The sequence below is a fragment of the Thalassospira australica genome, from assembly GCF_044790785.1.
Classification (GTDB): domain Bacteria; phylum Pseudomonadota; class Alphaproteobacteria; order Rhodospirillales; family Thalassospiraceae; genus Thalassospira; species Thalassospira australica_A.
Window position 1 is genome coordinate 4288809 of record NZ_CP085258.1, and the last position, 23503, is coordinate 4312311.

Sequence of the window (23503 nt, forward strand, 5' to 3'; positions counted from 1 at the left end):
TATTATTGATCGGGAAAAGGACATCACTGCAAATGATCGTCAATGGCTTGCCGATTACGGCAACGGTCAATATCCCGATGCAACTGCGGCCGAGGCCGCCCTGCGTTTTGCCCGCCTGAACGATCCGGCCCGCGATATCTCGGCTTATCTGCATTTGCTCGATACCATTTCTGACGATGTCAGAAACCGAATTGATGCACTTGCCGATAAATCCGGCCATCAAGACCGTAACCATCCAACGGTCGATATCATTGTCCAGGCTTTGCAGGACATCATTCCCGGGGCCTATCAATTTCAGGGTGATGCAGAAAATTACGACGATATCGCCAATGCCGATCTGATGTCGGTCATTGATCGAAAACGCGGTTTACCGGTCGCATTGGCCCTGCTTTATGTGCATGCGGCAAAGCGATGTCAGATCGCAATTACCGGCATTGATTTTCCCGGTCACTTTCTGCTGCGCCTTCAATCGGGTGGCGCGCGAAAAATGATCGATCCGTTCCATGGTGGCATCACACTAGGATCTGCCGAGTTACGTGAATTACTAAAAGCGTTTCAGGGTCTGGATGCCGAATTGCAACCTGACCATTACCGCGAAGCCTCTGATATTGCGATATTGTTACGACTTCAAAACAATATAAAAGTTCGTGCCCTTCGGCAAGGCGAACTGGCCTTGGCCGCGCGTGTTATCGATAACAGTTTGCTGATTGCGCCGGACCATGACGGACTTTGGCATCAGCTCGGCGCTCTTTACGCCCGACTGCATGAAGACGAAAAGGCACTTCATGCCTTCACGCGGTTCGTTGAACTATGCAAGGACCCGATGCATCGGGTCCGGATCAGTGCGGTTATTGAAGAATTACGGGAACGTCTGGGTCATCCGGTACCGAACCGTAAAAATGATTCGACGGATGGGCATCATCACTCTGCCAACACGACGAATACGGATGCCCCGGTGCAACTTTACCCGATCCGTTCACAGAACCCGGGACCCAAGCAGCCCCCCGAAAACCCGGACCCCAACCATTCCTGAGCTTCGCTATCGCCCCTAAGGCCTGTCGGGGCGATTGTTACGACAAAAGCACTTTTCCCAAATCAGGATCATATAAAAAATTCTATTTTCCAAAAATAGGATATTATTTGCATTCCTAAATGGATACATACCAGTTTGATTGAAACCTAACCCCTCTTGGAATCAGTGAAATCCTCAATTCAGGACTTCTTTATTAACCTTGAATGACGATTTTTGCTGTCAAAAGAGCGCAAGCAAGCTTGTGATCCATACCACTTATCGACGGTCGTCCACTTTGCACTATGACAGTCCAAAAGCCCGGTTTTCCGGGCATTACTGAATCAGGATCCCAAATCGGGTCGATCATTTTTTAGAAGCAGTTTGTAATTTCAGTTCATAAGGGTCAAAATTGTTTCCCCTCGCAACCCTCAAAACTACATTCGCAGTTTTCTGCATTCCTGACGTCCGGTTAAAAGACCGGACACGAAACGGTCGCGATGCTTGCGCCGTAATTTTCATTCTCTATACTCCCGCGCCAGACCATCTGGCCCCACCCCGGAAAAGACCGTAGCACATTTAATGTATGCCTCTTGTCTGAAGGGCCATTTCCAAAAAGAGCGCAGGAAATTCAAGTCAATGAGCAACACCAAATTCGACGTCGTCGGGATCGGCAATGCCATCGTCGACGTTCTTTCTCATTGCAAGGAAGAAGACCTTGACCGTTTGAACCTTGTAAAGAACGCCATGACCCTGATTGACGCCGATACCGCCGACAGCCTCTATACCCAGATGGGCCCGGGTATGGAAATGTCGGGCGGATCTGCCGGGAACACCATGGCGGGCATTGCAGCCCTTGGCGGCAAGGGTGCCTATATTGGCAAGGTGCGCGACGATCAGCTTGGTGAGGTTTTCCGTCACGATATCCGCGCCATCGGGGTTTCCTTTAACTCCACACCTGCCACCAGCGGTTCACCGACGGCACGTTGTCTGATCTTTGTTACCCCGGACGGGCATCGCACCATGAACACCTTCCTCGGTGCGTGCACAGAACTTGGCCCGGATGATATTGATGCCGAACTGATTGCATCGGCCAAGGTTACCTACATGGAAGGTTATCTGTGGGATCGTCCAGAAGCCAAAGAAGCCTTTATCAAGGCCGCCAAGGTCGCGCACGAAGCCGGTCGACAGGTTTCGATCAGCCTGTCTGATTCCTTCTGCGTTGATCGTCATCGCGACTCATTCCGCGAGCTGGTTCACAATCATATCGACGTGCTGTTTGCCAACGAAGACGAGATCAAATCGCTTTACGAAGTCGATACCTTTGAAGAGGCTCTTGCCGAAGTTCGCACCCATTGCAAGGTCGCAGCCCTGACCCGCAGCGAAAAAGGCTCCGTCATCGTCTCGGATAACGAAATCATCGAAGTTGATGCCGAACCGGTTGCCCATGTGGTCGATACAACTGGTGCAGGTGACCTTTTTGCATCTGGCTTTCTTTATGGCTACACCCGGGGAGATGATCTTGCGACCTGTGGTCGCCTTGGCTCGATCTGCGCTGCCGAGGTAATTTCACACATGGGCGCACGCCCGGATGCGGACCTTAAGGAACTGGTCGCGAAGACTCTTTGATCGTTGATCCGCCTGGACCAATAAAATTCACGGGACGGCAACATTTATTTGCCGTCCCGTTTCTTTTGCACCAAATCCCCGCATTCTGCGGTTTTGCAACGCACACAAAGATTGACTTTATCCAGTTAATGGCGCAAGAACCCGGCATTGCATAAAAATCAACCCCGCATGGCATGCACAAGGCTGGTCATTCGCCTCGACATTGGCTATGACAGGGCGGCTTTCGAGCCAAGCTGCAATTTGTCTTTGGGCCAGTAAACATTCAGCATGTGCAGTGCTGCGCAAATTGCGCGGGTTTGACCTTGCCGACCGGGCGACACCGGTGCTGCGGCGGCTGAATATCTACTGGCCTTGAAACTTTTACTGACCGATGCGCAAGGGAGATATCCCGGCGCGCGGCATTTTTATTCTGGAGTCCGCGCCAATGAACTTGCGCAATATAGCCATCATCGCCCACGTCGACCATGGCAAAACCACCCTTGTTGACGCGATGTTCCGTCAGTCCGGTGTTTATCGTGACAACCAGCGTGTTGATGAACGCGCCATGGACAGTAACGATCTGGAACGCGAACGCGGCATTACCATTATGGCCAAACCGACTGCCATTCAATGGGGTGACACCCGCATTAACATCGTCGATACCCCGGGCCACGCCGATTTCGGCGGTGAAGTCGAACGTATCCTGTCGATGGTTGATGGTGTTGTTCTGCTGGTTGACTCGGCCGAAGGCCCGATGCCACAGACCAAATTCGTTCTGGGTAAAGCCCTGAAACTCGGCCTGAAGCCGATCGTGATCATCAACAAGATCGACCGCCCGGACCAGCGCGCAGAAGAAGTTCTCGACGAGATATTTGATCTGTTCGTGTCGCTCGAAGCCAATGACGAACAGCTTGATTTCCCGGTTCTGTATGCCTCCGGTCGTGATGGCTGGGCTGCCGAGGCACCGGAAGGCCCGAAAGAAAACCTGACGCCGTTGATGAATCTGGTTCTGAACTATGTTCCGGCGCCGAAGGCAGAAGTTGACGCACCGTTCGCAATGATTGCCACCATGCTGCATGCTGACAACTTCCTTGGTCGTATTCTGACCGGTCGTGTCGCGCAGGGTCGTGCGAAACTCAACATGCCGGTCAAGGTTCTGCGTGGTGACGGTACGGTTGAAACCGGTCGCCTGTCCAAACTGATGGGCTTCCGCGGTCTTGATCGTGTTCCGCAGGAAGAGGCCGTTGCCGGTGACATCATCGCGATTGCCGGCCTGACAGATGCAACTGTTGCCGACACCATCTGCGCACCGGAAGTCACAAGCGCGATTTCCAGCCAGCCAATCGACCCACCGACCCTTGCCATGACCTTCTCGGTCAACAACTCGCCGCTTGCCGGTCAGGAAGGCGACAAGGTCACTTCGCGCATGATCCGTGCACGTCTGGAACGCGAAGTCGAAGGCAACATTGCTATTCAGCTGTCGGAAACCGCTGACAAGGATGCCTTCGAAGTTGCTGGCCGTGGTGAACTTCAGTTGGGTGTTCTGATCGAAACCATGCGCCGCGAAGGCTATGAACTGTCGATCTCGCGTCCGCGCGTTCTGATCAAGGAAATCGACGGCGTCATGTCCGAACCGTTCGAAGAAGTCCAGGTTGACGTTGACGAAGAATTCGCCGGTTCCGTTGTGGAAAAGATGAGCCTGCGCAAAGCCGAAATGACCGACATGCGGTCTTCTGGTGGCGGCAAAACCCGTATTCTATTCCTCGCACCGTCGCGTGGCCTGATCGGTTATCATGGCGAGTTCCTGACCGATACCCGTGGTACCGGCGTCATGAACCGCGTCTTCCATTCCTATGGCCCGGTCAAGGGTGCGATTGCCGGTCGTCGTAACGGCGTTCTGATCTCCAACGATCAGGGCGATGCGGTTGCCTACGCCCTTTGGGGCCTCGAAGATCGCGGCGCAATGTTCATCAATCCGGGTGATCGTGTCTATGAAGGCATGATCATCGGCGAACATAACCGTAACAACGATCTTGAGGTCAACATCCTCAAGGGCAAAAAACTGACCAACGTTCGTGCATCGGGTAAGGATGACGCCATCACCCTGACCCCGCCGCGCCGTATGTCGCTTGAAGAAGCACTGGCCTATATCCAGAATGACGAACTGGTAGAAGTAACGCCGAAAAGCATCCGCATTCGCAAGCTGCACCTTGATCCAAACGTGCGCAAACGCGAAAGCCGCAAATCGGAATCCGAAACCGTTTAAACGGTTTCGAGCCGGATCTGAAAGGCCGACCCCACACGGGTCGGCCTTTTTTGGTTTCAGGGCCTTAATCGTGCATTATTTCGTTTCGGCATTCTTTAACCTGTTTCCCCTACCTTCGGGCACGGTCGCATTCAATCGGGGAAAATCCATGCACAACACCGCTACCGCCGTGCGCAGTTGGGGTGAATCATTTCGTGCCTTTATCCATCCACGCGTAATCACCATGCTGTTTATGGGTTTATCGGCCGGGATTCCGATCTTGCTGATCTTTTCCACCCTGTCGATCTGGTTGCGTGAGGCCGGTGTGGAGAGGTCAACCGTGACCTATTTCAGTTGGGCAGCCCTCGGATATTCTTTCAAATTTGTCTGGGCACCGCTGATTGACCGGTTGCCCTTCCCGGTTTTACATGGCGTGCTTGGCCGCCGCAGAAGCTGGCTGATCATCGCCCAATGCGGCATCATCGGTGCAATCCTGTGGATGGGCTTTACCGATCCCGCCCAAAACCTGACCATGATGGCCTTTGCTGCCGTTGCGCTTGGCTTTGCTTCAGCCACCCAGGATATCGTAATTGATGCCTATCGTATTGAAGCCGCCGATCCCGACCTGCAGGCGATGATGAGTTCGTCCTATATCAGTGGCTATCGCATCGGAATGATTGTTGCCGGTGCAGGTGCATTGACGATTGCCGGTCTGTTCGAGGCCGAAGGCACGTATGAACCGCTGGCCTGGACGATTGCCTATGGTTGTATGGCACTGGCGATGGGAATTGGCGTGATTACCACCCTGATCATCCGGGAGCCGGTTGTAAACCGTATCGACAGCAAATATTTTCATAAAACGTCGGATTACGGTCGTTTCCTTTTGATGTTTGCGCTAACCGTGATCGCCTTCATTATCGCCAATATCTATACCAGCACCCTGACCGATCCATTGAGAACCGGCCTGACCGAAGGCGGCATGATTGGTGAACTTGCGGCCTTCATTGCCGGGACCATCAAACTGGCAATTTCGGTTGCCGCGGCAATTCTTGTTGCATGGCTGACAACCCGCGTTGGGGTTACGCCAACCGGTATGGTGCAGGAAACCTATATCGCCCCGGTGAAGGATTTCATTGATCGTTATGGCAAGGCCGCCATCGTCGTACTGGCCCTGATTGGTGTCTATCGTATTGCCGATATCGTCATGGGGGTCATGGCCAATGTTTTCTATACCGATCTCGGCTTTTCCAAAGAAGAAATTGCGGCGGTTTCCAAGACATTTGGTCTATTCATGACCATTGCGGGCAGTTTCTTGGGCGGACTTTTGTCAGTTCGCTATGGCGTGGTGCGCATCCTGTTTCTCGGTGCGCTTCTGTCGGCCATCACCAATATTCTTTTTGCCGTCATGGCTCATCTGGGGCCGAATACGGTAATGTTTGCTGGCGTGATTATGGCTGACAACCTTTCGGGCGGCCTGGCAACAGCAGCCTTCATCGCCTACCTGTCGGGCCTGACCAATATTTCCTTTACCGCCATGCAATATGCGATTTTCAGTTCGATCATGACGCTGTTTCCCAAAATCCTGGCCGGATTCTCGGGTACAGCGGTCGATGCCGTTGGTTATAGCTGGTTCTTTATCGGCACCGCTCTGATCGGTATCCCGGTCCTGTATCTGGTGGCCCTGGCCGGTCGAATGACGACATTGAACGCTGCCGAAAAGGCCGGTACCAAGGCCACCGAAAACGACGAAGGCTGAGTTCCGCCTTTCTTCAGGCAAAAGAAAACCGGACGCCGTGTTAACGGCATCCGGTTTTTTTATATTTGCTGCTTGCCGGACTTGTACCCGGTCAATTGCGCGTTCAGGCGGCCTGTTCGGCCTCATCCTGGGTCAGCAATGCATAGATCGCATCGGCTGAACCGGCACCGCGCAACTTGTCGCACATGCCCTGATTACGCAACAGGCGGGAAATCCGCGCCAGTGCTTTCAGATGATCGGCACCGGCTTCTTCCGGCGCGATCAGCATGCAGAACAAATCGACAGGATGTTCGTCCACGGCATCGAACTCGATCGGGTTCTGGGCACGCGCAAAGATCATGTGCAACCGGTCAAGATCAGCCAGCTTGCCATGCGGAATCGCGACACCACCACCTACGCCGGTGCTGCCAAGTTTCTCGCGATCAAGCAGAACGGAAAAAATCTCGCCTGCTTCACGCCCGGTGACAATGGCAGCCTTTTCGGCAAGTTCCTCAAGGACAGCCTTTTTAGCACCGGACCGCAAGGCCGGAATTACCCCCGAAGGGGAAAGAATCGATGATATGTCCATTTTTCGCGTTGCGTTGTTTGGCTCGGAAGAATCTGTATCCGTCACGCTGCACCAGCCTCCTTATCAGATGGGTCCAGCCATCCGATATTGCCGTCAGCACGACGATACACAACATTCAATCCGCCATGTTTGCCATTCCGGAACATAAGCGCCGGAATGTCCCCCAAGTCGAGCCGCATGACAGCCTCTCCGACAGAGAGCGTATCAATGCGATCCGGTGTTTCAGCGACGATCACCGGCTCAAAGCCGTTGACATGTTCGTCATCTGAATGGTCTTCGTCTTCCTGTGCGATCACATAATGTGTCGCATCAATTCTTGCCTGCTCATACTGATCACGGTTGGTATTGTGGTGATCGCGCAATCGCCGCTTGTAACGTCGCAATTGCTTGGCAACACGATCACAGGCGGAATCGAAGGCAGGATACACTTCATTCGCCGATGCCTTCGCCTGAACCAACATGCCCTTGCCGACATGGACCGATATCTGCGTGATATAGAGATGCGCCTGTTTGGTGATGGTCACCGTGGCCTCGATCGCATGATCGAAATATTTCTCTACCGCAGGGTCCAACGTCTCGACGACGTGTTGACGGAGTGCGTTACCAACGTCGAGTTGCTTACCAATAACCGTAATTTGCATGGATCGCCTATCCCCAGTTGAGTGACTTCCCAGTACATATGGACCTTCAGTGCCCCTCAATCAGGAGGCCGCACCATATTCCCTCGTTAATGCCAAGTCAACATTTGGGTATTATTACTTTAACTACAATACCTTACGGTATATTTTGCAGTGTTTGACCGGCTAGGAAACACGCGACTTTTTTTCGCGCCGTCGCTGAACCGACGAGGGAATTCTCATCGCTTCCCTGTATTTTGCCACTGTTCGGCGGGCAATGTCGATCCCTTCCTTTTGAAGCAGCTCGACAAGTTTGTCATCGGACAAAATCTTTTTCGGATCTTCCCCGTCTATCAATGACTTGATGCGATGTCGTACAGATTCCGAAGAATGCGAATCCCCTCCGACAGCCGAAGAAATTGCCGTCGTGAAAAAGTATTTCAGTTCAAAAACACCACGCGGTGTCGCCATGAACTTGCCATTTGTCACGCGCGACACCGTACTTTCATGCATGCCGATGGCTTCGGCAATGTCACGCAGAATAAGCGGACGCAAATGCGATACGCCGTGATTGAAGAATCCGTCCTGCTGACGCACAATCTCGCTTGCGACCTTCATGATCGTTGTCGCGCGTTGATGCAGGGCCTTCACCAGCCAATTGGCCGTTTGCAATCTCTCGCTCAGAAAGCTGCGCTCCTCGCGATTGCGCAAGCCTTTCCCAATCTGAATGGCGTAATCCTCGTTCACAAGAACACGCGGCAATGCCTCGCTGTTCAGCTCCAAATGCCAATTGCCGTTTCCAGCCGCACGCATCAGAACATCGGGGATTACCGGCGTTGCAGGTTCTCCGTCAGCCGTACGGCCCGGACGCGGGTCAAGGGTGCGGATTTCGGCAATCATGTCCGAAAGGTCGTCGGCATCGACCCCGCAAACCCGGCGCAGGCGATCAAATTCACGCCGAGCAAGCAGATCCAGATTGGCAAGCAAAGCTGCCATTGCCGGATCGAACCGGTTGCGTTCACGCAGTTGCAGTTCAAGACATTCAGCAAGATTGCGGGCAAAAATGCCAACCGGCTCGAATCCCTGCATCGCTGCAAGCACGCGCAGCACATCACCCATATCGCATTCAAGCGCTTCGGCGACTTCCTCCAGCGGCCCTGCCACATAGCCGCTTTCATCAAGCATATCGATCAGATAACTGCCGATCATACGTGAAACGGTATCAGCAAAAGCAATGTTGAGCTGGTCATCAAGCGACTGTCGCAGGGTCGGCTGATCGGCAAGGGTCTGTTCAAGTCCCGGCAAATCCTCGCCGCTGCCACGACCGGCTGCTCCACCGCTGTAGGGTGACGAATAATCATGATTCCCGGCAACAGGGCCACCATCGGAACTGATTTCACCTTCACCGTTGTAAAGGGCGTCCGGTGTACAATCGAGCGGACCGGAATCGCCGGTACTCATAGTTTCGCTGGATGTCAGACGGTCGGTACCGAAACGGTCCTCGCGGTCCAAAAAATCGTCGTTTGTGCGGGAATCGATCCCCTGATCACCATTGCCGATGGCACCATCCCCGGGTTCGGCAAAGGTCTGGCCGGGATCGGCACGCTCCAGCAGCGGATTTTCCAGAAGCTCGCTGTCAATGAAATTGGAAAGTTCGATGTTGTTAAATTGCAGCAGTTTGATCGCCTGCTGCAACTGAGGCGTCATGACAAGAGACTGGGACTGACGAAGATCAAGCCGCGCCTTCAGGGCCATTATGAACTACCCCGTGTCAATCCGAACCCCCTAAAAACCAGGTGCATGATCAAAGGCTGAAACGATCACCCAGATAAACCCTTCTGACATCGTCATTCCTGACGATTTCATCGGGACCACCTTCCATCAAAACCCGACCGTCATGCAAGATATATGCCCGGTCAATGATGTCCAGAGTCTCGCGCACATTGTGGTCGGTAATCAAGACCCCAATGCCACGATCTTTCAGATGACGTACAAGATCGCGAATATCACCGACTGCAATCGGGTCGATACCGGCCAGCGGTTCGTCGAGCAGAACGAAATTCGGGTGTGCTGCAAGGGCACGTGCAATCTCGCAACGCCGGCGTTCCCCGCCCGACAGGGCAAGGGCCGGTGTCCGACGCAAATGCTCAATGGCAAATTCAGCCAGAAGATCTTCAAGGTTCTGTTCACGTTTGATCCGGTCGTCTTCGACAACCTCAAGCACGGCCATGATGTTCTGTTCGACGGTCATGCCGCGGAAAATAGAGGCTTCTTGGGGCAAATAGCCGATTCCCATACGTGCCCGCTGATACATCGGCATCATTGTGATATCGCGCCCATCAAGCGAAATATTACCCCGATCCGGGGAAATCAGGCCGGTAATGATATAGAAACTTGTGGTCTTCCCCGCCCCGTTCGGCCCCAGAAGGCCGACAGCCTCACCGCGCTGTACCGACATCGATACGTCTTTAAGCACCGGGCGTTTCTTGAAACTTTTGCCAAGATTGTGCGCCACTAACCCCTTGTTGGCTGTTACCAGTCGCGGACCAGTACCGGAAGACTCATTACTGCCACTGCCTGTCTTGTGTGCATGTGTACCGTCGGATTTTCCGCTTTTGCGCGACCAGAACAAATTCCCGACCCTTCGTCAGTTGCCATTCCCGGATTGACCCGGGCTGTTTTCTTCGTCTTTTTCCGGCACAAGCAGGCCGCGAACGCGGCTTTTGCCATCGCCATTTTCGTTGGCGGTCAATCGGCTGACACCTGTATTCAGATCAACAACAGCACGATCCCCATTCAACTGGTTTTCGCCGCGGGTGATCTTAACCGATCCGACAAGGGTTGCGATACCCGTTTTCGCATCGTAAACACCTTGATTGCCAACCACAAAATCCGTCGGCGTGCGGATGGTCACATTCCCATCGCCGTCAATGCGGCTGAGTTCATTTTCACCATTATCGCCAGCCTCAAACCGTGCAGTCAAAATGTCGGCGCGAAGGGTACGATCCTCGGCAACAGCCACCGCGTCACCGCGCGCCACTGCCATACGCTCGGTTTCCCAGTATTCCAGGCTTTCCTCGGCCGTCAGTGTCTCGGTCGGGGTTTTGTACTGCAAATTATCCCCCGTCAGGACGACCACAGCATCGTCAATATCATAGACAGCCTGATCACCTGTTGCGACGTCGGTCTCCGATGACAGTTTGACATTACCAGTCGCGATAATACGGTAAATCTCGCTTTGACCGTCACGATCACGATAAAGCGCACGCAACTCGTCGGCATCAACACGCGAATTGCCGCGTTTGGCAACCGCATTCCCCCGAGCAATCAGAACCTGCTCGTTGCGACGCCATTCGATGCCGTTATCAGACTCGACTTCAAGCCCGCCACCACCACTCTGGGCAAGCCCAAGCGGATCGGCATGAACCGGCACAAACGGGGCCAGCACCATGCCACCCAGTATTGTTGCGGCCATATAACGGCGCATCGCAAAACGCGCAATTGCGATCATGATTTCCCTTTCAACGCACTATCGAAGACCACCAGACGGGCATTGCCCAAAAAGCGGATTACCGCCCCCTTGTCTTCAAGCTCGAACCCGGTATCCGATTTGATCGTTCCAAACGGTCCCTGCCCGTCAACAGGCTCGTTGCCTTTGGCGCTTCCGTTATTTAATGCAATCTCGGCCTGCTCGGTATGAATTTCGAACCCCTGATCGTGATACATATTAACGGTTCCGACCAGATCGAGGAGCTCATCGCTTTCGGTGTAGAATCCTTCATCCGCGGTCAGTGCAATCCAGGAGCCATCCTCAAGCGTGATATCGGCTTGCGGTGCATCAAGACGCACATGTGCGAGACGGTCTTCGTTTTCGGGTTGCTCGACGGCTTCATTGGCCGTCACCGTGAAGGGCTGCCGGTTACTGTCCACGCCAAAAAAGCGTGGATTGCTCATGGTGACATTTTCCATCAGATCATCGGGCGTGGTTGAAAAGCCGAGGCGAAAACCGCTTTCCTGGACCTTTTCGATCTGCGGCCACAACACAACAAGCGCGATCAGCGTTGCCGCAATCAGCGGCAGAACCAACTTGAGCATATTGACGATTGTGCGGCGGAACGGATTGATCCGCACATCGCGCCGTCCGGACGGCAGGCGATCGTTCATGCGCGCCGTGCGCGCTGCCCGTTCGACCTCTGCCTTCCGATCCTCGCTCATGGATTACGCAACCCCCAAACGCAGAAGGTCATGGATATGAACAAGTCCTACCGGCTTACCGATATCGTCGACAACAAACAGGGCGGTGATGCTGCGATCATTCATAACGGCAAGTGCCTCAACCGCCAAAAGATCAGCCTTGGTAGCCTTGGGATTGCGCGTCATCACGTCGGCAACACGCATCGCCACCAGATTATCCGCCATATGTCGGCGCAAATCACCATCGGTCACAATACCGGTCATCTTGCCATCATTATCAAGCACACCGACACAGCCAAACGATTTGCCGGTCATGATCACCAATGCTTCTGACATCAAGGCCTCTTCGCCGACCAACGGAATATCGGCAACACCATGCATGACGTCGCTTACATGCAGCAACCGCTGCCCCAGCTTCCCGCCGGGATGGAAGGTCCGGAAATCATCAGCGCTAAAGCCGCGGCGTTCCATCAGCGTCACGGCAAGTGCATCGGCAAAGGCCAGCATCGCTGTGGTTGATGTCGTCGGTGCCTGCTTGTTGGGGCATGCTTCCGGACTGTTGGGCAGGATCAGCGGATAGTCGGATTGCACCGCCAATGAGCTTTCCGGGCGGCGGGTCATCCCGATCAGCGGGACATTGAAGCGTCTGGTATAGGCAATGATGTCAGACAGTTCCGGTGTTTCGCCGGAATTCGACAGGGCAAGCACCGCATCGTTCTTGCCAATCATGCCCAGATCACCGTGGCTGGCCTCAGCTGGATGAACAAAAAAGGACGGTGTCCCGGTCGAGGCAAAGGTCGCGGCAATTTTCTTGGCGATATGGCCACTTTTGCCCATACCAGTCACAACCAGACGACCGGTCAGGCTTTCGATCAGATCAATCGCCTTGCAAAAATCGCCATTCAGCGATTCAGAGAGATCACGCAGCGCATCCGCCTCAATCGCTAGAACCCGGCGGGCGACCTCAATATCTTTTTCAGATGCCGGTTCGGGTGTATTTTGCAGTTTCGGGGTTACTGTCATCGGTTTCTTTTTCATTTCCCCGCAAAAACATTCCAAAATGTTCACAGGAAAGAGATGGGCGGGAACATCTGCTCTGGCAAGCCGCAAAAGCCAATATGTACCTACGCTTCAACATGGTCAATTCCCATACCCCAAGCCGGTTGATACAGGATTAACATCACAGGCCTGCAACGTAAAAATTTGACGGACAAAATCGACCGGCAAAGGGACGGGTTTAGTGCGCGAAAATATCCGTCTCTTCCCAGCCCGACAGATCCAGCGTCGCCCGTGTCGGCAGGAACTCAAAGCAGGCCTGCGCCAGTTCGGTGCGGCCTTCCCGCGCCAAACGACGATCAAGCTCTTCCTTGGCCTTGTGCAGATACAGCACATCGGATGCGGCATAGGCGATCTGTTCGTCTGAAAGATCAGCCGAACCCCAGTCAGAACTTTGCTGCTGCTTGTCCAGATTAACGCCAACCAGTTCACGCACCAGATCCTTCAGTCCGTGACGGTCAGTATAGGTACGCACCAGTTTCGATGCGATCTTGGTGCAATAGACCGGCGCGCACCGCACACCAAGATATTTGTCCATCACCGCAATATCGAAGCGCCCAAAGTGAAACAGCTTCAGAACCGACGGATCAGCCAGAAGCTTCTTAAGGTTGGGCGCCTCGTAATTTTCCCCGTCGAACTTCACCAGATGGGCATCACCATCGCCAGCCGAGAGCTGAACAACGCACAGACGATCTCGGTGCGGATTAAGGCCCATGGTTTCACTGTCAATGGCAACGATTTTGCCAAGATCAAGCCCGCCGGGCAAATCTCCGTGATGGAGGAAATTGGTCATCGCAATTCTCCGGAATGCTGGTTTGGCCCTGTCTTAACACAGCATTCCCGGGGTCGCGATGCAAAAAGCCCTAAATCCAGAAGAAAACAGGGCTTTTTCATCAAGCAGATTTCGATCCAAAAAACCGAATCGCGGCAACCCCACTTGCGATCGACGTCCAAGCCAATATAGCAGGCCAGTTCGAAAACAGACTTTGTGTTACAGAGAACGGGAACAAGGACATAACAAGAACACCAAGATACAAGCCGCCCAGCAAGCGGCTTTCTCGTGGCCCAAATAAAGTTTGAAGCCCCATCCAATAAAGAACCGTCATGAAAATAGTAAATGGCACGGTCCCGATCAGCCCGGTATCAGACAACCATTCAACATAGAAATTATGAGGATGAGGATGGCACGGTACGTTTGTCAAAGCAGCTGCTGTATAATCCTTACAAACCAACGGATAGTTTCCCATACCGCTCCCTGTTAGCGGATTTTCGGAAAAGAATCGCAACCCCAGCAAAACAAGCTGACCATATATTGAGTCGGTATAATCCGAGACAACATTCGCCAATGCTTCCACTCGCCCCCAAATACGGTCACTCGTAACAAGTAACAGGGCTAATGCAGATCCACCAAGAATTGCTAATCCCGCAGCAATTTTGCGCGCTGTGCCGCCTGCAAGAAACAAGCTGAAAAGCGCCAACACAATTGCAAGCAAAGTCAGCACGCTTGCCGCTCGCTCGCCACTGAGAAACACAACGAACAAGAGCAGTGGCGACAAGCAACATCCAACAACGAAGAGTTTCCTGGACATCTTGTTGGTATAGAGCATGAAGGCCATCGCCAGTGCGGCAAGCCCAAGCTTGGAGAGATACATGCCAATATTCGGGCGATCTAACGGACCGGTCAGACGACCACTCATCGCTTGACCGGTCAATAACGAGGCTCCTGTGAAAAACTGATAAATAGCATCAAGAGCAGCGATGCCAAGCGTAATGAAAAGAACTATTACGAACTGCTTGATAGTACGCGCATCGGTCAGAACCCACCGGGTCACCGCAGCATAAAAGACAACAAATCGCAGCCAGCTTAGCGAACGTTCGAAACTTTTGCCCACATGTTCTGCAAAGGGTGAAACCACTACATTCATTAGGGCGAAGAGGAGCAAAAGGATAAAAATGTCCTTTTCACGGACCCATGACCAATCTTTTGCCATGGCCGAACGTGCTAAAAAAATCAGGGCGATTAAAACGACCGCGATATCAGCCACCGCCCTCGTAAATAAAAGAAATACAGGCACGCAACACAGCAAAAAACTGGTAACAATATGCAGCCTTTTATCAAGCGAATTCATTGCCTTACTAACTCACTTCTCTTCAATGCGACGAATTTTCGACAATTTCTGAAAAATATTCCTATAGGACATCAGATATTCCGGATCGGGATCCACAAGACCAAGTTTTCCAATTATGTAACGCGTCAAAATCGGAATTGCCGCGAAAGGCGCTCCGTCCCTCCGTGCCTTTTTAATGGCAGATATGCATTTCTGATAAAGCTTTAAACGTACGCCCGAAGGCAATTCCGGATGCTCCAACAAGAAGTTCAAGTGTACCAGAAACCGATCATGGTTCAGTTGCAATGTGTTTTGCGAAATGTGACTACCCATATCAGGGACCATCGTTACGATCATGTCAGCCTCGACAACAGACCGCGCTTTTAATGCCAACCGCAACGCTAACGATTCATCCTGAACAAAAACCGCCTCGTCACACCCTCCGGCCTTATGAAATAACTCACGCGTTACCAGCCAGGTCATCCGCACCATCCCGCGTCCCAGTATTCGTGCAAGAGGATCGTTATGGATGGTGAAATTGAAATTTTCGCCAATTGGCTCGGCCACGACCTCTTCAATCGGTGCGGCCGTCTTTCTGCCACGTCCATGCACCATATCCGCCCCATACCTTTTCGCGAGTGACAGCATGGTTTCAATCGCGTTCGGCGCAAGAATCTCATCGCAGTCAAACAGCGCCAGATATGTGCCCTGTGCTTTCTGAACACCCTGATTGAGCCGAATGGATGGGCCCGCATTGACCTTGTTACCAATCACACGAACAAAGTCATGCGCTGCGGCAAATTCGTTTAGGATTTCCAACGAATTGTCGGTTGACACATCGTCGATAAAAACAACCTCGAAGGAAATGTTGCCAGTTTGAGCCAAAAGGGAAGCAAAGAAATAAGGAAGAGCTGCAGCCTTGTTATAAACCGGTAGAACGAAACTGACGTCGGGTTGCATGATATCCAAGGCTCTATTTTCTGAGGTGATTTCCGCTTGTAACCAGTAACTCAGGTTACAGAAAGACAAAGTGCCGTAAAATGCAATCCAAAACGACAATACCCCAGTACACTGTCGGGTGTACTGGGGTATGGTGCCCAGGAGAAGACCGTCTACGCATTGCACCATGTAAGTGTTGATTTGCAAGGATTCTAGAGTTTCCAAGGGCTTGACAGCTCGAATCAGGTAGTACATTTCGGTAGTACAGAGCATCAATACCTGAGTATCGACGAATGGGCAAACCCGTTAAGCGACCCGGCAAAAACAACTACGAAATTCAATATCCGCTTCCCCAGAAACTCCGCCAAGTCATGCGCACATCTGCCATATATCGCAGTTTGGGCACAGCAGACCTATCCACCGCTAAAAAGCTCTATCCCGTGCGTCTGGCAGAAGTTCAAGCAGAGGTCACCCGCCTACTTGCAAAGCACTTCCCAGACGATCAGAACGTTCTGCAAGAGCTTCAAGAGCTTATTGCCGCTTACAAAAACGCGGACGACCACGCGGAGCCCGACAACTTTTCCGAAAAAGACATTTTGCTGGACTTGGTTTCCGAATGGGGCACCAAACAGCGCCTTAAGCGTATTGAAGCCTTCAAAGCATCACCTCAGCACAAGGCTGGGGAACCCATCCCAGTCGCGATTCGGCAAGCCGCCAACGAAATACAGGTTCAGGCAGAGAACTTTGCCAACGATGCGTTAAACCCACGCACCAAAATTGACACGATCACCGAAAGCTGGCGCAAAGCAAATGGCCCGAAGCTTTCCGTGAGTACCAGAGATGAATACGAACGGGCTATAAAGCGCTTCTCCGATTGGTGTGCTCGGCAGCAGATCGAGTACTACGATCAAATCACCCGCAGAAAAGTCCGTGAGTTTGTTGAAGAAACCTATCATGGCAAGATGGGGAAGACCGCCAATCTGGCTCTTAGCGGGCTCCGTGGCGTTTGGAAGCACGCTATGACGGGTGGCTTTGTCGAGGAAAAGAGTAGTGTTTGGGATGACCACGAATACCCAGACCACATCCGTATCGGAACGGGTGAAGTAAAGGCGGAGGCCGACGAAGAAGCACCGTTCTCGTTCGAAGACATTGAAACGCTCCTAACCAAGCTCGACCCACCGCTATTCGCTGATGTTCTTCGCCTCTCACTTGTAACTGGGGGCCGGAGTGCCGAAATCACGGCTCTCGAATGGAAGCACATTACAAAAGAAGAGGATGGCTATTGGGTCAGTTTGCCTGGCACAAAAACCAAAAGCGCTCGGCGTCGTGTTCCTATCCCACAAGCATTCGCGCCCCTGATGGAGCGCTTAACAAACGAACAAATTGGCCGTTGGGTATTCCCGTTTTATCCAAAGCTTGTCTTCGATACTGACAAAAAGCGCCACAGCTACATCAACAAAGAATTCAATAGGAAACGTCGAAACCTGAATATGCCAAACGGAAAGCGACAGGGGTTACATTCGGCGCGTCGCACCTATATTGAACTCCTTGAAGGCGCAGACGTTGCTGTCGGAACAATTAAGTTGTTGGTTGGCCACAAAAGGCATGACATTACCATTGGACGCTACACAAAAGGACAATACGTTGACTTGCGAGGCGCCATTGAAAAACTCAAATATCCAGAAACAGTCACTTACATGATAAATAGTCGAACTAAATGTTCTTCCACACTTCTTCCCTAGCACGACCCATAATTGAACTCACTTTTTCTGCAGTAGAATTAGGGTCATCTTTCCAATTCAGCATGCATTCTAACACTTCATCAAAAACACTATCGACCTCAGCGTTTTTTCGTTCCTCGATTTCACTAATCACGATCAAACGGCATTCATCTATTAAATTTTTTGCCGCGGCTGCCGCGGGAGCCTGGTGCTTAATCGAATACACCCAACCCTTATCTATCTGAATATTTTCAAAATAATCATCATAGCATGGGTGCAACCAGTGATACTGCCCGCATTGAGTTGGCGGTATTGAATTTTCATCAATGTCCGCTAACAGCATATCCTTAGTTTTTTTTTGAATATTGCATGAGTTACAGGAAATTGAGAGATTAAATGGAGAAACAATGAATCTTTTATACTTTTCTTTTGATTTATCGAGAAAATGTTCAACATGTTCAGATGCATTGGTACGCGGGTCAACGACAGGAATTCTTCGGCAATAAACACATCTTTCTTCTGATGCTTGTCGTAAAGCGACTCTCAGTTCATCTTTTAGAGGTTTTGCCGCCTCTGCGTACCAATTCACGCTACCGTCCAAAAGACCACTAACAACATCCTTGTGCTTTTCGTCTTCCAGAATTTCCTGTGCAAAACTTACATCAAGCTTTCCAGAGCCAAAACTCATTGTTTTAACTCCTCGCGTGCATTCATCAACGTCTGGTATGGAAGGTAAAGCGCATCCTCCTCGTGAAAAGTAACATGCAGATTTGCCAGCCTGTCGGCCTTCTCCATGAACTCTTCCGGTTTAGACGTCCTCACTACGTAAGCATCTAGGCACTCCTGAAATACTAACAAAAAAGCCCTTGATCGCGGCGAATCAACACCGAACTGTTCTTTGAGAATTGCTCCAGGCGTGTTGCCGTACATTTCTGAAGGACGCCACTCGCCATCCGATTTCATATCTAGGACATGAGTATATGAGTTCCTGGAACCCGATATTATCAACGGAGAATGAGTGGCCACAATCAGCTTACTATTTTCTGAATATTTGGATATCAATTTCCACATCCGAGCAACTATCTCCAATTGCCATTCAGGATGGAGAGAGTTTTCTGGCTCATCATAGAGAACAATACAATCGCCGCGGACCGAGAACGCTAGCGACAGCATACTAATAATTGACGACCTTTCTCCTGAACTTAGATTTCTGAATCCTATTTTTTTTCCGCGCTTGGAAACGTAGAAATCAGATAATCTTGCAAGACCTTTACGAAATAAATCCAGCCAGTCTAACGAATCAGCTTGTCTTAAATGCATATCTAGAAGATGCATTCTTATACTTCCAAATCTCTCCTCGAATTGATGTACGGATTCTTTGAATGCGACCTTGAATTCAATAACAGGGTCCAATCCGATATAATTGAAGAAATCTGCAACTTCCGGAACTTCATATTCTTGAGACTCATTCATGTCATGAATATAAAACATAAGTCTCTGAAATGGAGCTAACTCGGTAAAGTTTGTTTTATTTCTCTGTTTACCGAAGTATGCATAATCTCTAATTTTATCATTCTCTTTGTAATCAAAATATTCATATTCAGAAATATAATTACTATAATCAGATGACGATTTACTATATTTTCGAAACATATCTTGCGGAAATTTATCGGACACTGAGCCGGACAAGCAAATTAATCTATTATACTCTTTATCCCCATTCTTTATTTTTTCGAGAATAGAGCTCGAAATATGAGATAGAAATCTCGATTTTCCACAACCGTTGGGACCAGTTACTATATAAACACCACTTTCATTTGGCATTTTTTCGTATAGTTCATTGAAGTCCGAGTCATTAAAGAAGAAAAAGAACACGAAAATACCTCACTTTGCGGCCTTTAAAAATCATTGCCGAATACCATTTAAATTGAATATTTCACTTATAGCAACAATCAAAAATTGCCTGATTCAATCAGAGATCTCGGAATAATTGTTGGCACAAACTCTTTACGTAATGATGCATCCAACCTTTCCAATCCCCCCCCCCCCATCCCGGCCCCCTTTCACTTCTCCAGATTGACTTTACTGCCCCCAAAACTCCGAATTTAAGCAATTCGTCCTAATACCAAAACCTTTGTAACACTCACAACGAACGTTGACATTTGTAACGATGCATCTTAACAAGCGGAGTCATATTCACCGTGGGCACCAAAACATGCACTTCAGCTATCGCAAACTCTGCCTATTGGCACTAGCTATCGCTGGCGTTCTCGCCTTTGTCACAGGCAAATACATGGCACCTAGCGGCTATCAGATTGGGCCAATAATCTCCTCCAACACAGTTATCCAGCAGCGAGACAGTGACGCTTCTTTGCGGATATGCGTCATATCTCCAGTCCAAGGAACGAAAGTGGAAGGTGTGCCTGACGCGCTCTTTTCAAATGCCTATAAGTGCGGACCTTGGTCACAGTGATCTGTATTTGAGACTCAAAAATCATGCAGCGTTACGTCATCTATAAGCGCGTTAGTACGGTTGATCAGGGCAAGAGCGGCCTGGGTCTGGAAGCCCAGTCACGCGACATCGCCATTTACCTGGTCACCTACAGCCCAGAGCCATTCGAGGTAGTGGGTGAATATGTTGATGTGCTGTCTGGCAAGAATGACGACCGCCCAGAACTCATCAAGGCGATTGACCAGGCAAAGCGAGATAAGGCCACTTTGTTGGTGGCGAAGCTGGACCGCTTAAGCCGCAAGGTCTCCTTTATTTCCCACCTGATAGATGACCCTAAGCTGGCCTTGCGTGTCGCTTCCATGCCCCATGCGGACAAGTTCCAACTCCACATTTATGCAGCACTCGCTGAACAAGAACGCGAATTCATATCCCAGCGCACGAAAGCCGCCCTGCGACAAGCAAAGGAGCGCGGGCAGAAGCTGGGCGGACTACGGGACAAGACAATGAAGCGTAATATCGCAATCCAGGAACAGGCTCAGAAACGCGCCAGCAATCTGGAAAACATCGTTGTCCCGTTGCGTGATCGCGGCGACAGTCTGAGAGATATCGCCGCAGCACTGAATAAGGCCGGTATCAAGACCGCACGCGGGGCAGAGTGGCAAGCCCCCCAGGTGAAGCGGGTGCTCGATAGGTTGGCATCCTAGGAAGCTGTTTTGCGGACTCTGGGAAGTCATTGGGTCTCTGATGGCTGGGGTTGTAGCCAAACACCCTCAAGGACTCTCCAGCCGCCCAAAACCCCCTCTATAATTACACCGCACCCTTGGATAAATCAGCCGAACCAACTTCCCTGCGCATCTTCCGATTGGCTCGCGTGAGTGTGGGGTTGGGGTGTCAACCTGGCTACAAACATCACCTACAACACCCACTAAAAACCTGATGGTTTCTGCGGGTTTGGGAATTACACCGCACCCTTGGATAAGTCGATGATATTCAATTCCCTTAATCAGTTCATTTTATGTGTTTCACCCTTAAGCACATACGAACACTTAAATTGACTGAGTGTCTGAGATAGCGACCGAGGTCGAGGATGTGATGCGCGCTTGATCATCCTCCCTCGGGCGCTTGCATCCCTGCCCCCCTCATCACCATAACCGACATCTTTCAGCCGTTTGTGCGTAGGGGTGTATCTGTCTTTTTGGGGCGTCGGCTTGCAACCAGCGTCACCTCAATGCAAACCCATACAGCCCTTAACACTACTCGATCACATCACCCCAAGAACCGCAGAAAACCTCTAGCAATCGATTACAACGCACCCTTGGCAAGGGCAGCCGCCCTTTGTGCTGCTTGCCATTTCATCAACACCTTGGAGAACGACTAAGTGACCAATGAAAATCATCCTGTCACGATTCATACCGGTGCAGCATGTCGGGGAAACCCCGGGCCTGGTGGCTGGTCCGCAATCCTTCGCAAAGGGGCACGAGAGAAAATCTTCACCGGCTTTGAAAGCATCACCACAAACCAACGCATGGAACTCACCGCCGCGATCTCTGGCCTAAAGGCCCTAAAGAGACCAACGCACGTTGTGATTATCACGGACAGCAAATCCCTGGCCGATGGCATCACCCAATGGATTGAAACCTGGCAAAGGAACGATTGGCAGAATTCATCGGGTAATCCAGTCGCCAATACGGACCTTTGGAAGAACTTGCTGGTACTCAACCAAACCCATCAAACCATCTGGGAATGGGTTTCCGCCCGCAGCGGTGACACAGAAAACAACCGCGCCGACCAACATGCACGTCAAGCTCTTCTGAAAAACATTCGCTAACCGCGCCTTACCGTTCAGCCCCCCAAGCACCCCCAGCATCCAAACAACCGCAACAGCACTCAAATAGGCTTCAACCGAACTTGGTTAGAAGCCTTTTGTCGTTTGGGCATCCATACACATAGGAAACAACCATCATGAACCACACTTACCAAGAAGCCCTTAGCAAAGCCGCACACGACCTCATGGCCATGACCAAAGACTGTCAGTGCGGAGAACTTACAGCCTACGAATTTGTCACGTCTGCCGACTTCTATAATGTCGAAGATGACAAGGAACTCTTGCACGCTAAGGCTAAGTTGTTCTCAATGATGGTGTGGAGCGAGATCACCGCAGGCGTAGTGCTTGACCTCTACGAAGACGTGGACAGCACTGAAGCAACTGCCGACGAGCTGCGCTTTGAACTTGCATGCGCATTGGACGCCCTTCGCTCCTTCAATAGTCCGGTAATGCCCAGCGCTTTGCTACCATACCTGCTTGAGGAGGAGGATGAAGAGTTCTTCGAAGAGGTCTTGAAGGGCATTTACCCTGCCGGAATGAAACAACAGGAAATGGACAAGCTAAAGCAATACGCAGAAGAATATTGCGAGGCCAACAAACTCTCCTTCGAAATGCTTCAGGGCATAATCAGGTCTGTTCGTTCTTTCATCGAAGACAACCCGTCCTTTATCACGTTCTCACATGTCATGGCCATGGAACACATCCGAAACTGGCATGAAATGCGTCTGGAGTTCGGGGAAAACCTGAGCTAAGCGATTGGAGTATTTCCGCAAGGTTACCGATCTTGAAACCGGGAACGTCTACAAGATCAGTATTGGCGAACATCGTACCTTTACCGAGACCGCCGCTCACTTCCAGGTCGCCCGGTCATCCCTGATCAAAGTCCTGCTTGAACTTGGTATATGCCAGAAAGAGTATGATGCCGTTATCAGGGAATACCGCCACCGCCTTCATCCAGATGCTGCGAAGAAGGGCCTTGGATACCGTCTTATGGGCCCCAAAGGCCCGTTTGACGTTCTATCCCCAACCGCCATCGAATGGATTGGGGAAGAACTCCAAGACCTTCTTAAAACCACCAGCATCAGCCCTGAGACAAGGCACGCACTCAGCAAACTCCAGCTATATGATGCCCAATACCGTGAGCGGATGAACTTGGAAGGGAGGGTTCGTTGGCTGTTCTATCATTTTCCTGACCTCAATCGGACTGAGGTTGCCAAAGCCCTATGCGTTAGCAGGGCAATTGTTCAGCGTTACATCAAGATACAGCAAGACCAATTACGGAGAGCCCACCAAGCAAAGGCACAAGCACTGTCGTAAGGAAAAATCATAAGCAGGGTATCGATCAGGGTACCCTGCAGTTCAGAACCAAACCTACCTTGCTGATCTGTAGCTATTACAGTCGGTG

Annotated in this window: 21 protein-coding genes; 9 read left to right on the forward strand and 12 right to left on the reverse strand. The window is 51.2% G+C overall.

The features are described 5' to 3' along the window. Nucleotides 1-154: 154 nt before the first annotated feature. From LG297_RS19915 to LG297_RS19930, 4 genes are all read left to right on the forward strand, one after another. The gene (locus LG297_RS19915) at nt 155-1033 is read left to right on the forward strand and encodes a SirB1 family protein (protein WP_404423404.1); all 879 of its coding nucleotides are present in this window, start codon (nt 155-157) and stop codon (nt 1031-1033) included. Nucleotides 1034-1648: 615 nt separating this feature from the next. After that, entirely contained in the window at nt 1649-2638 is a 990-nt protein-coding gene (locus tag LG297_RS19920; protein ID WP_404423406.1) for an adenosine kinase, read from the forward strand. 424 nt (nt 2639-3062) lie between these two features. Then, complete coding sequence (typA, locus tag LG297_RS19925; RefSeq protein ID WP_404423408.1) at nt 3063-4883, forward strand: translational GTPase TypA; 1821 nt, start codon at nt 3063-3065, stop codon at nt 4881-4883. Nucleotides 4884-5031: 148 nt separating this feature from the next. Beyond that, the gene (locus LG297_RS19930; RefSeq protein WP_404423410.1) at nt 5032-6618 is read left to right on the forward strand and encodes an AmpG family muropeptide MFS transporter; all 1587 of its coding nucleotides are present in this window, start codon (nt 5032-5034) and stop codon (nt 6616-6618) included. 103 nt (nt 6619-6721) lie between these two features. Here LG297_RS19930 and LG297_RS19935 read toward each other — a convergent pair whose 3' ends face one another. The 10 genes from LG297_RS19935 to LG297_RS19980 all read right to left on the reverse strand — a co-directional run bounded on the left by LG297_RS19935 (nt 6722) and on the right by LG297_RS19980 (nt 16121). Continuing rightward, a complete protein-coding gene (locus LG297_RS19935) occupies nt 6722-7186 on the reverse strand; it encodes a PTS sugar transporter subunit IIA (RefSeq protein WP_404423412.1) in 465 nt (154 codons plus the stop codon). A 41-nt stretch (nt 7187-7227) separates the two neighbouring features. Continuing rightward, on the reverse strand, nt 7228-7827 hold the full coding sequence (hpf, locus tag LG297_RS19940; protein WP_404423414.1) for a ribosome hibernation-promoting factor, HPF/YfiA family: 600 nt from the start codon (nt 7825-7827) through the stop codon (nt 7228-7230). Nucleotides 7828-7989: 162 nt separating this feature from the next. Then, nucleotides 7990-9558 (reverse strand): RNA polymerase factor sigma-54, encoded by a 1569-nt coding sequence (rpoN, locus tag LG297_RS19945; RefSeq protein ID WP_404423416.1) that lies wholly within the window; start codon nt 9556-9558, stop codon nt 7990-7992. A gap of 49 nt (nt 9559-9607) precedes the next feature. Further along, complete coding sequence (lptB, locus tag LG297_RS19950; RefSeq protein ID WP_223305226.1) at nt 9608-10342, reverse strand: LPS export ABC transporter ATP-binding protein; 735 nt, start codon at nt 10340-10342, stop codon at nt 9608-9610. Nucleotides 10343-10450: 108 nt separating this feature from the next. Then, on the reverse strand, nt 10451-11314 hold the full coding sequence (locus tag LG297_RS19955; protein ID WP_404423418.1) for an LptA/OstA family protein: 864 nt from the start codon (nt 11312-11314) through the stop codon (nt 10451-10453). Continuing rightward, the gene (gene lptC, locus LG297_RS19960; RefSeq protein ID WP_404423420.1) at nt 11311-12018 is read right to left on the reverse strand and encodes an LPS export ABC transporter periplasmic protein LptC; all 708 of its coding nucleotides are present in this window, start codon (nt 12016-12018) and stop codon (nt 11311-11313) included. Before lptC ends, LG297_RS19955 begins: the two co-directional genes overlap by 4 nt. 3 nt (nt 12019-12021) lie before the next feature. Next, a complete protein-coding gene (locus tag LG297_RS19965; protein WP_404423422.1) occupies nt 12022-13020 on the reverse strand; it encodes an SIS domain-containing protein in 999 nt (332 codons plus the stop codon). Nucleotides 13021-13234: 214 nt separating this feature from the next. Next, complete coding sequence (locus tag LG297_RS19970) at nt 13235-13846, reverse strand: ribonuclease D (RefSeq protein WP_404423424.1); 612 nt, start codon at nt 13844-13846, stop codon at nt 13235-13237. A gap of 100 nt (nt 13847-13946) precedes the next feature. After that, a complete protein-coding gene (locus tag LG297_RS19975; RefSeq protein ID WP_404423426.1) occupies nt 13947-15182 on the reverse strand; it encodes an O-antigen ligase family protein in 1236 nt (411 codons plus the stop codon). Nucleotides 15183-15194: 12 nt separating this feature from the next. Continuing rightward, the gene (locus tag LG297_RS19980; RefSeq protein WP_404426971.1) at nt 15195-16121 is read right to left on the reverse strand and encodes a glycosyltransferase family 2 protein; all 927 of its coding nucleotides are present in this window, start codon (nt 16119-16121) and stop codon (nt 15195-15197) included. A 272-nt stretch (nt 16122-16393) separates the two neighbouring features. Between LG297_RS19980 and LG297_RS19985 the strand changes: the two genes are divergently transcribed. Further along, nucleotides 16394-17842, forward strand: coding sequence for a tyrosine-type recombinase/integrase (locus tag LG297_RS19985; protein WP_404423428.1), 1449 nt, complete (start codon nt 16394-16396; stop codon nt 17840-17842). Here LG297_RS19985 and LG297_RS19990 read toward each other — a convergent pair. Together LG297_RS19990 and LG297_RS19995 are read right to left on the reverse strand one after the other, a co-directional pair. After that, nucleotides 17814-18509, reverse strand: coding sequence for a hypothetical protein (locus LG297_RS19990; protein WP_404423430.1), 696 nt, complete (start codon nt 18507-18509; stop codon nt 17814-17816). The genes LG297_RS19985 and LG297_RS19990 overlap by 29 nt on opposite strands. Next, nucleotides 18506-19696: an AAA family ATPase gene (locus LG297_RS19995; RefSeq protein WP_404423432.1), complete on the reverse strand. Its 1191-nt coding sequence runs from the start codon at nt 19694-19696 to the stop codon at nt 18506-18508. The genes LG297_RS19990 and LG297_RS19995 overlap by 4 nt, the downstream gene beginning before the upstream one ends. A 621-nt stretch (nt 19697-20317) precedes the next feature. Here LG297_RS19995 and LG297_RS20000 point away from each other — a divergent pair. The 4 genes from LG297_RS20000 (at nt 20318) to LG297_RS20015 (ending at nt 23415) form a co-directional block, all read left to right on the forward strand. Then, the gene (locus tag LG297_RS20000) at nt 20318-20977 is read left to right on the forward strand and encodes a recombinase family protein (RefSeq protein ID WP_404423434.1); all 660 of its coding nucleotides are present in this window, start codon (nt 20318-20320) and stop codon (nt 20975-20977) included. Between the two features lie 674 nt (nt 20978-21651). Continuing rightward, complete coding sequence (gene rnhA / locus LG297_RS20005; RefSeq protein WP_404423436.1) at nt 21652-22101, forward strand: ribonuclease HI; 450 nt, start codon at nt 21652-21654, stop codon at nt 22099-22101. 134 nt (nt 22102-22235) lie between these two features. Further along, the gene (locus tag LG297_RS20010; protein ID WP_404423438.1) at nt 22236-22850 is read left to right on the forward strand and encodes a hypothetical protein; all 615 of its coding nucleotides are present in this window, start codon (nt 22236-22238) and stop codon (nt 22848-22850) included. A 4-nt stretch (nt 22851-22854) separates the two neighbouring features. After that, nucleotides 22855-23415, forward strand: coding sequence for a hypothetical protein (locus LG297_RS20015; protein WP_404423440.1), 561 nt, complete (start codon nt 22855-22857; stop codon nt 23413-23415). Nucleotides 23416-23503: the final 88 nt, after the last annotated feature.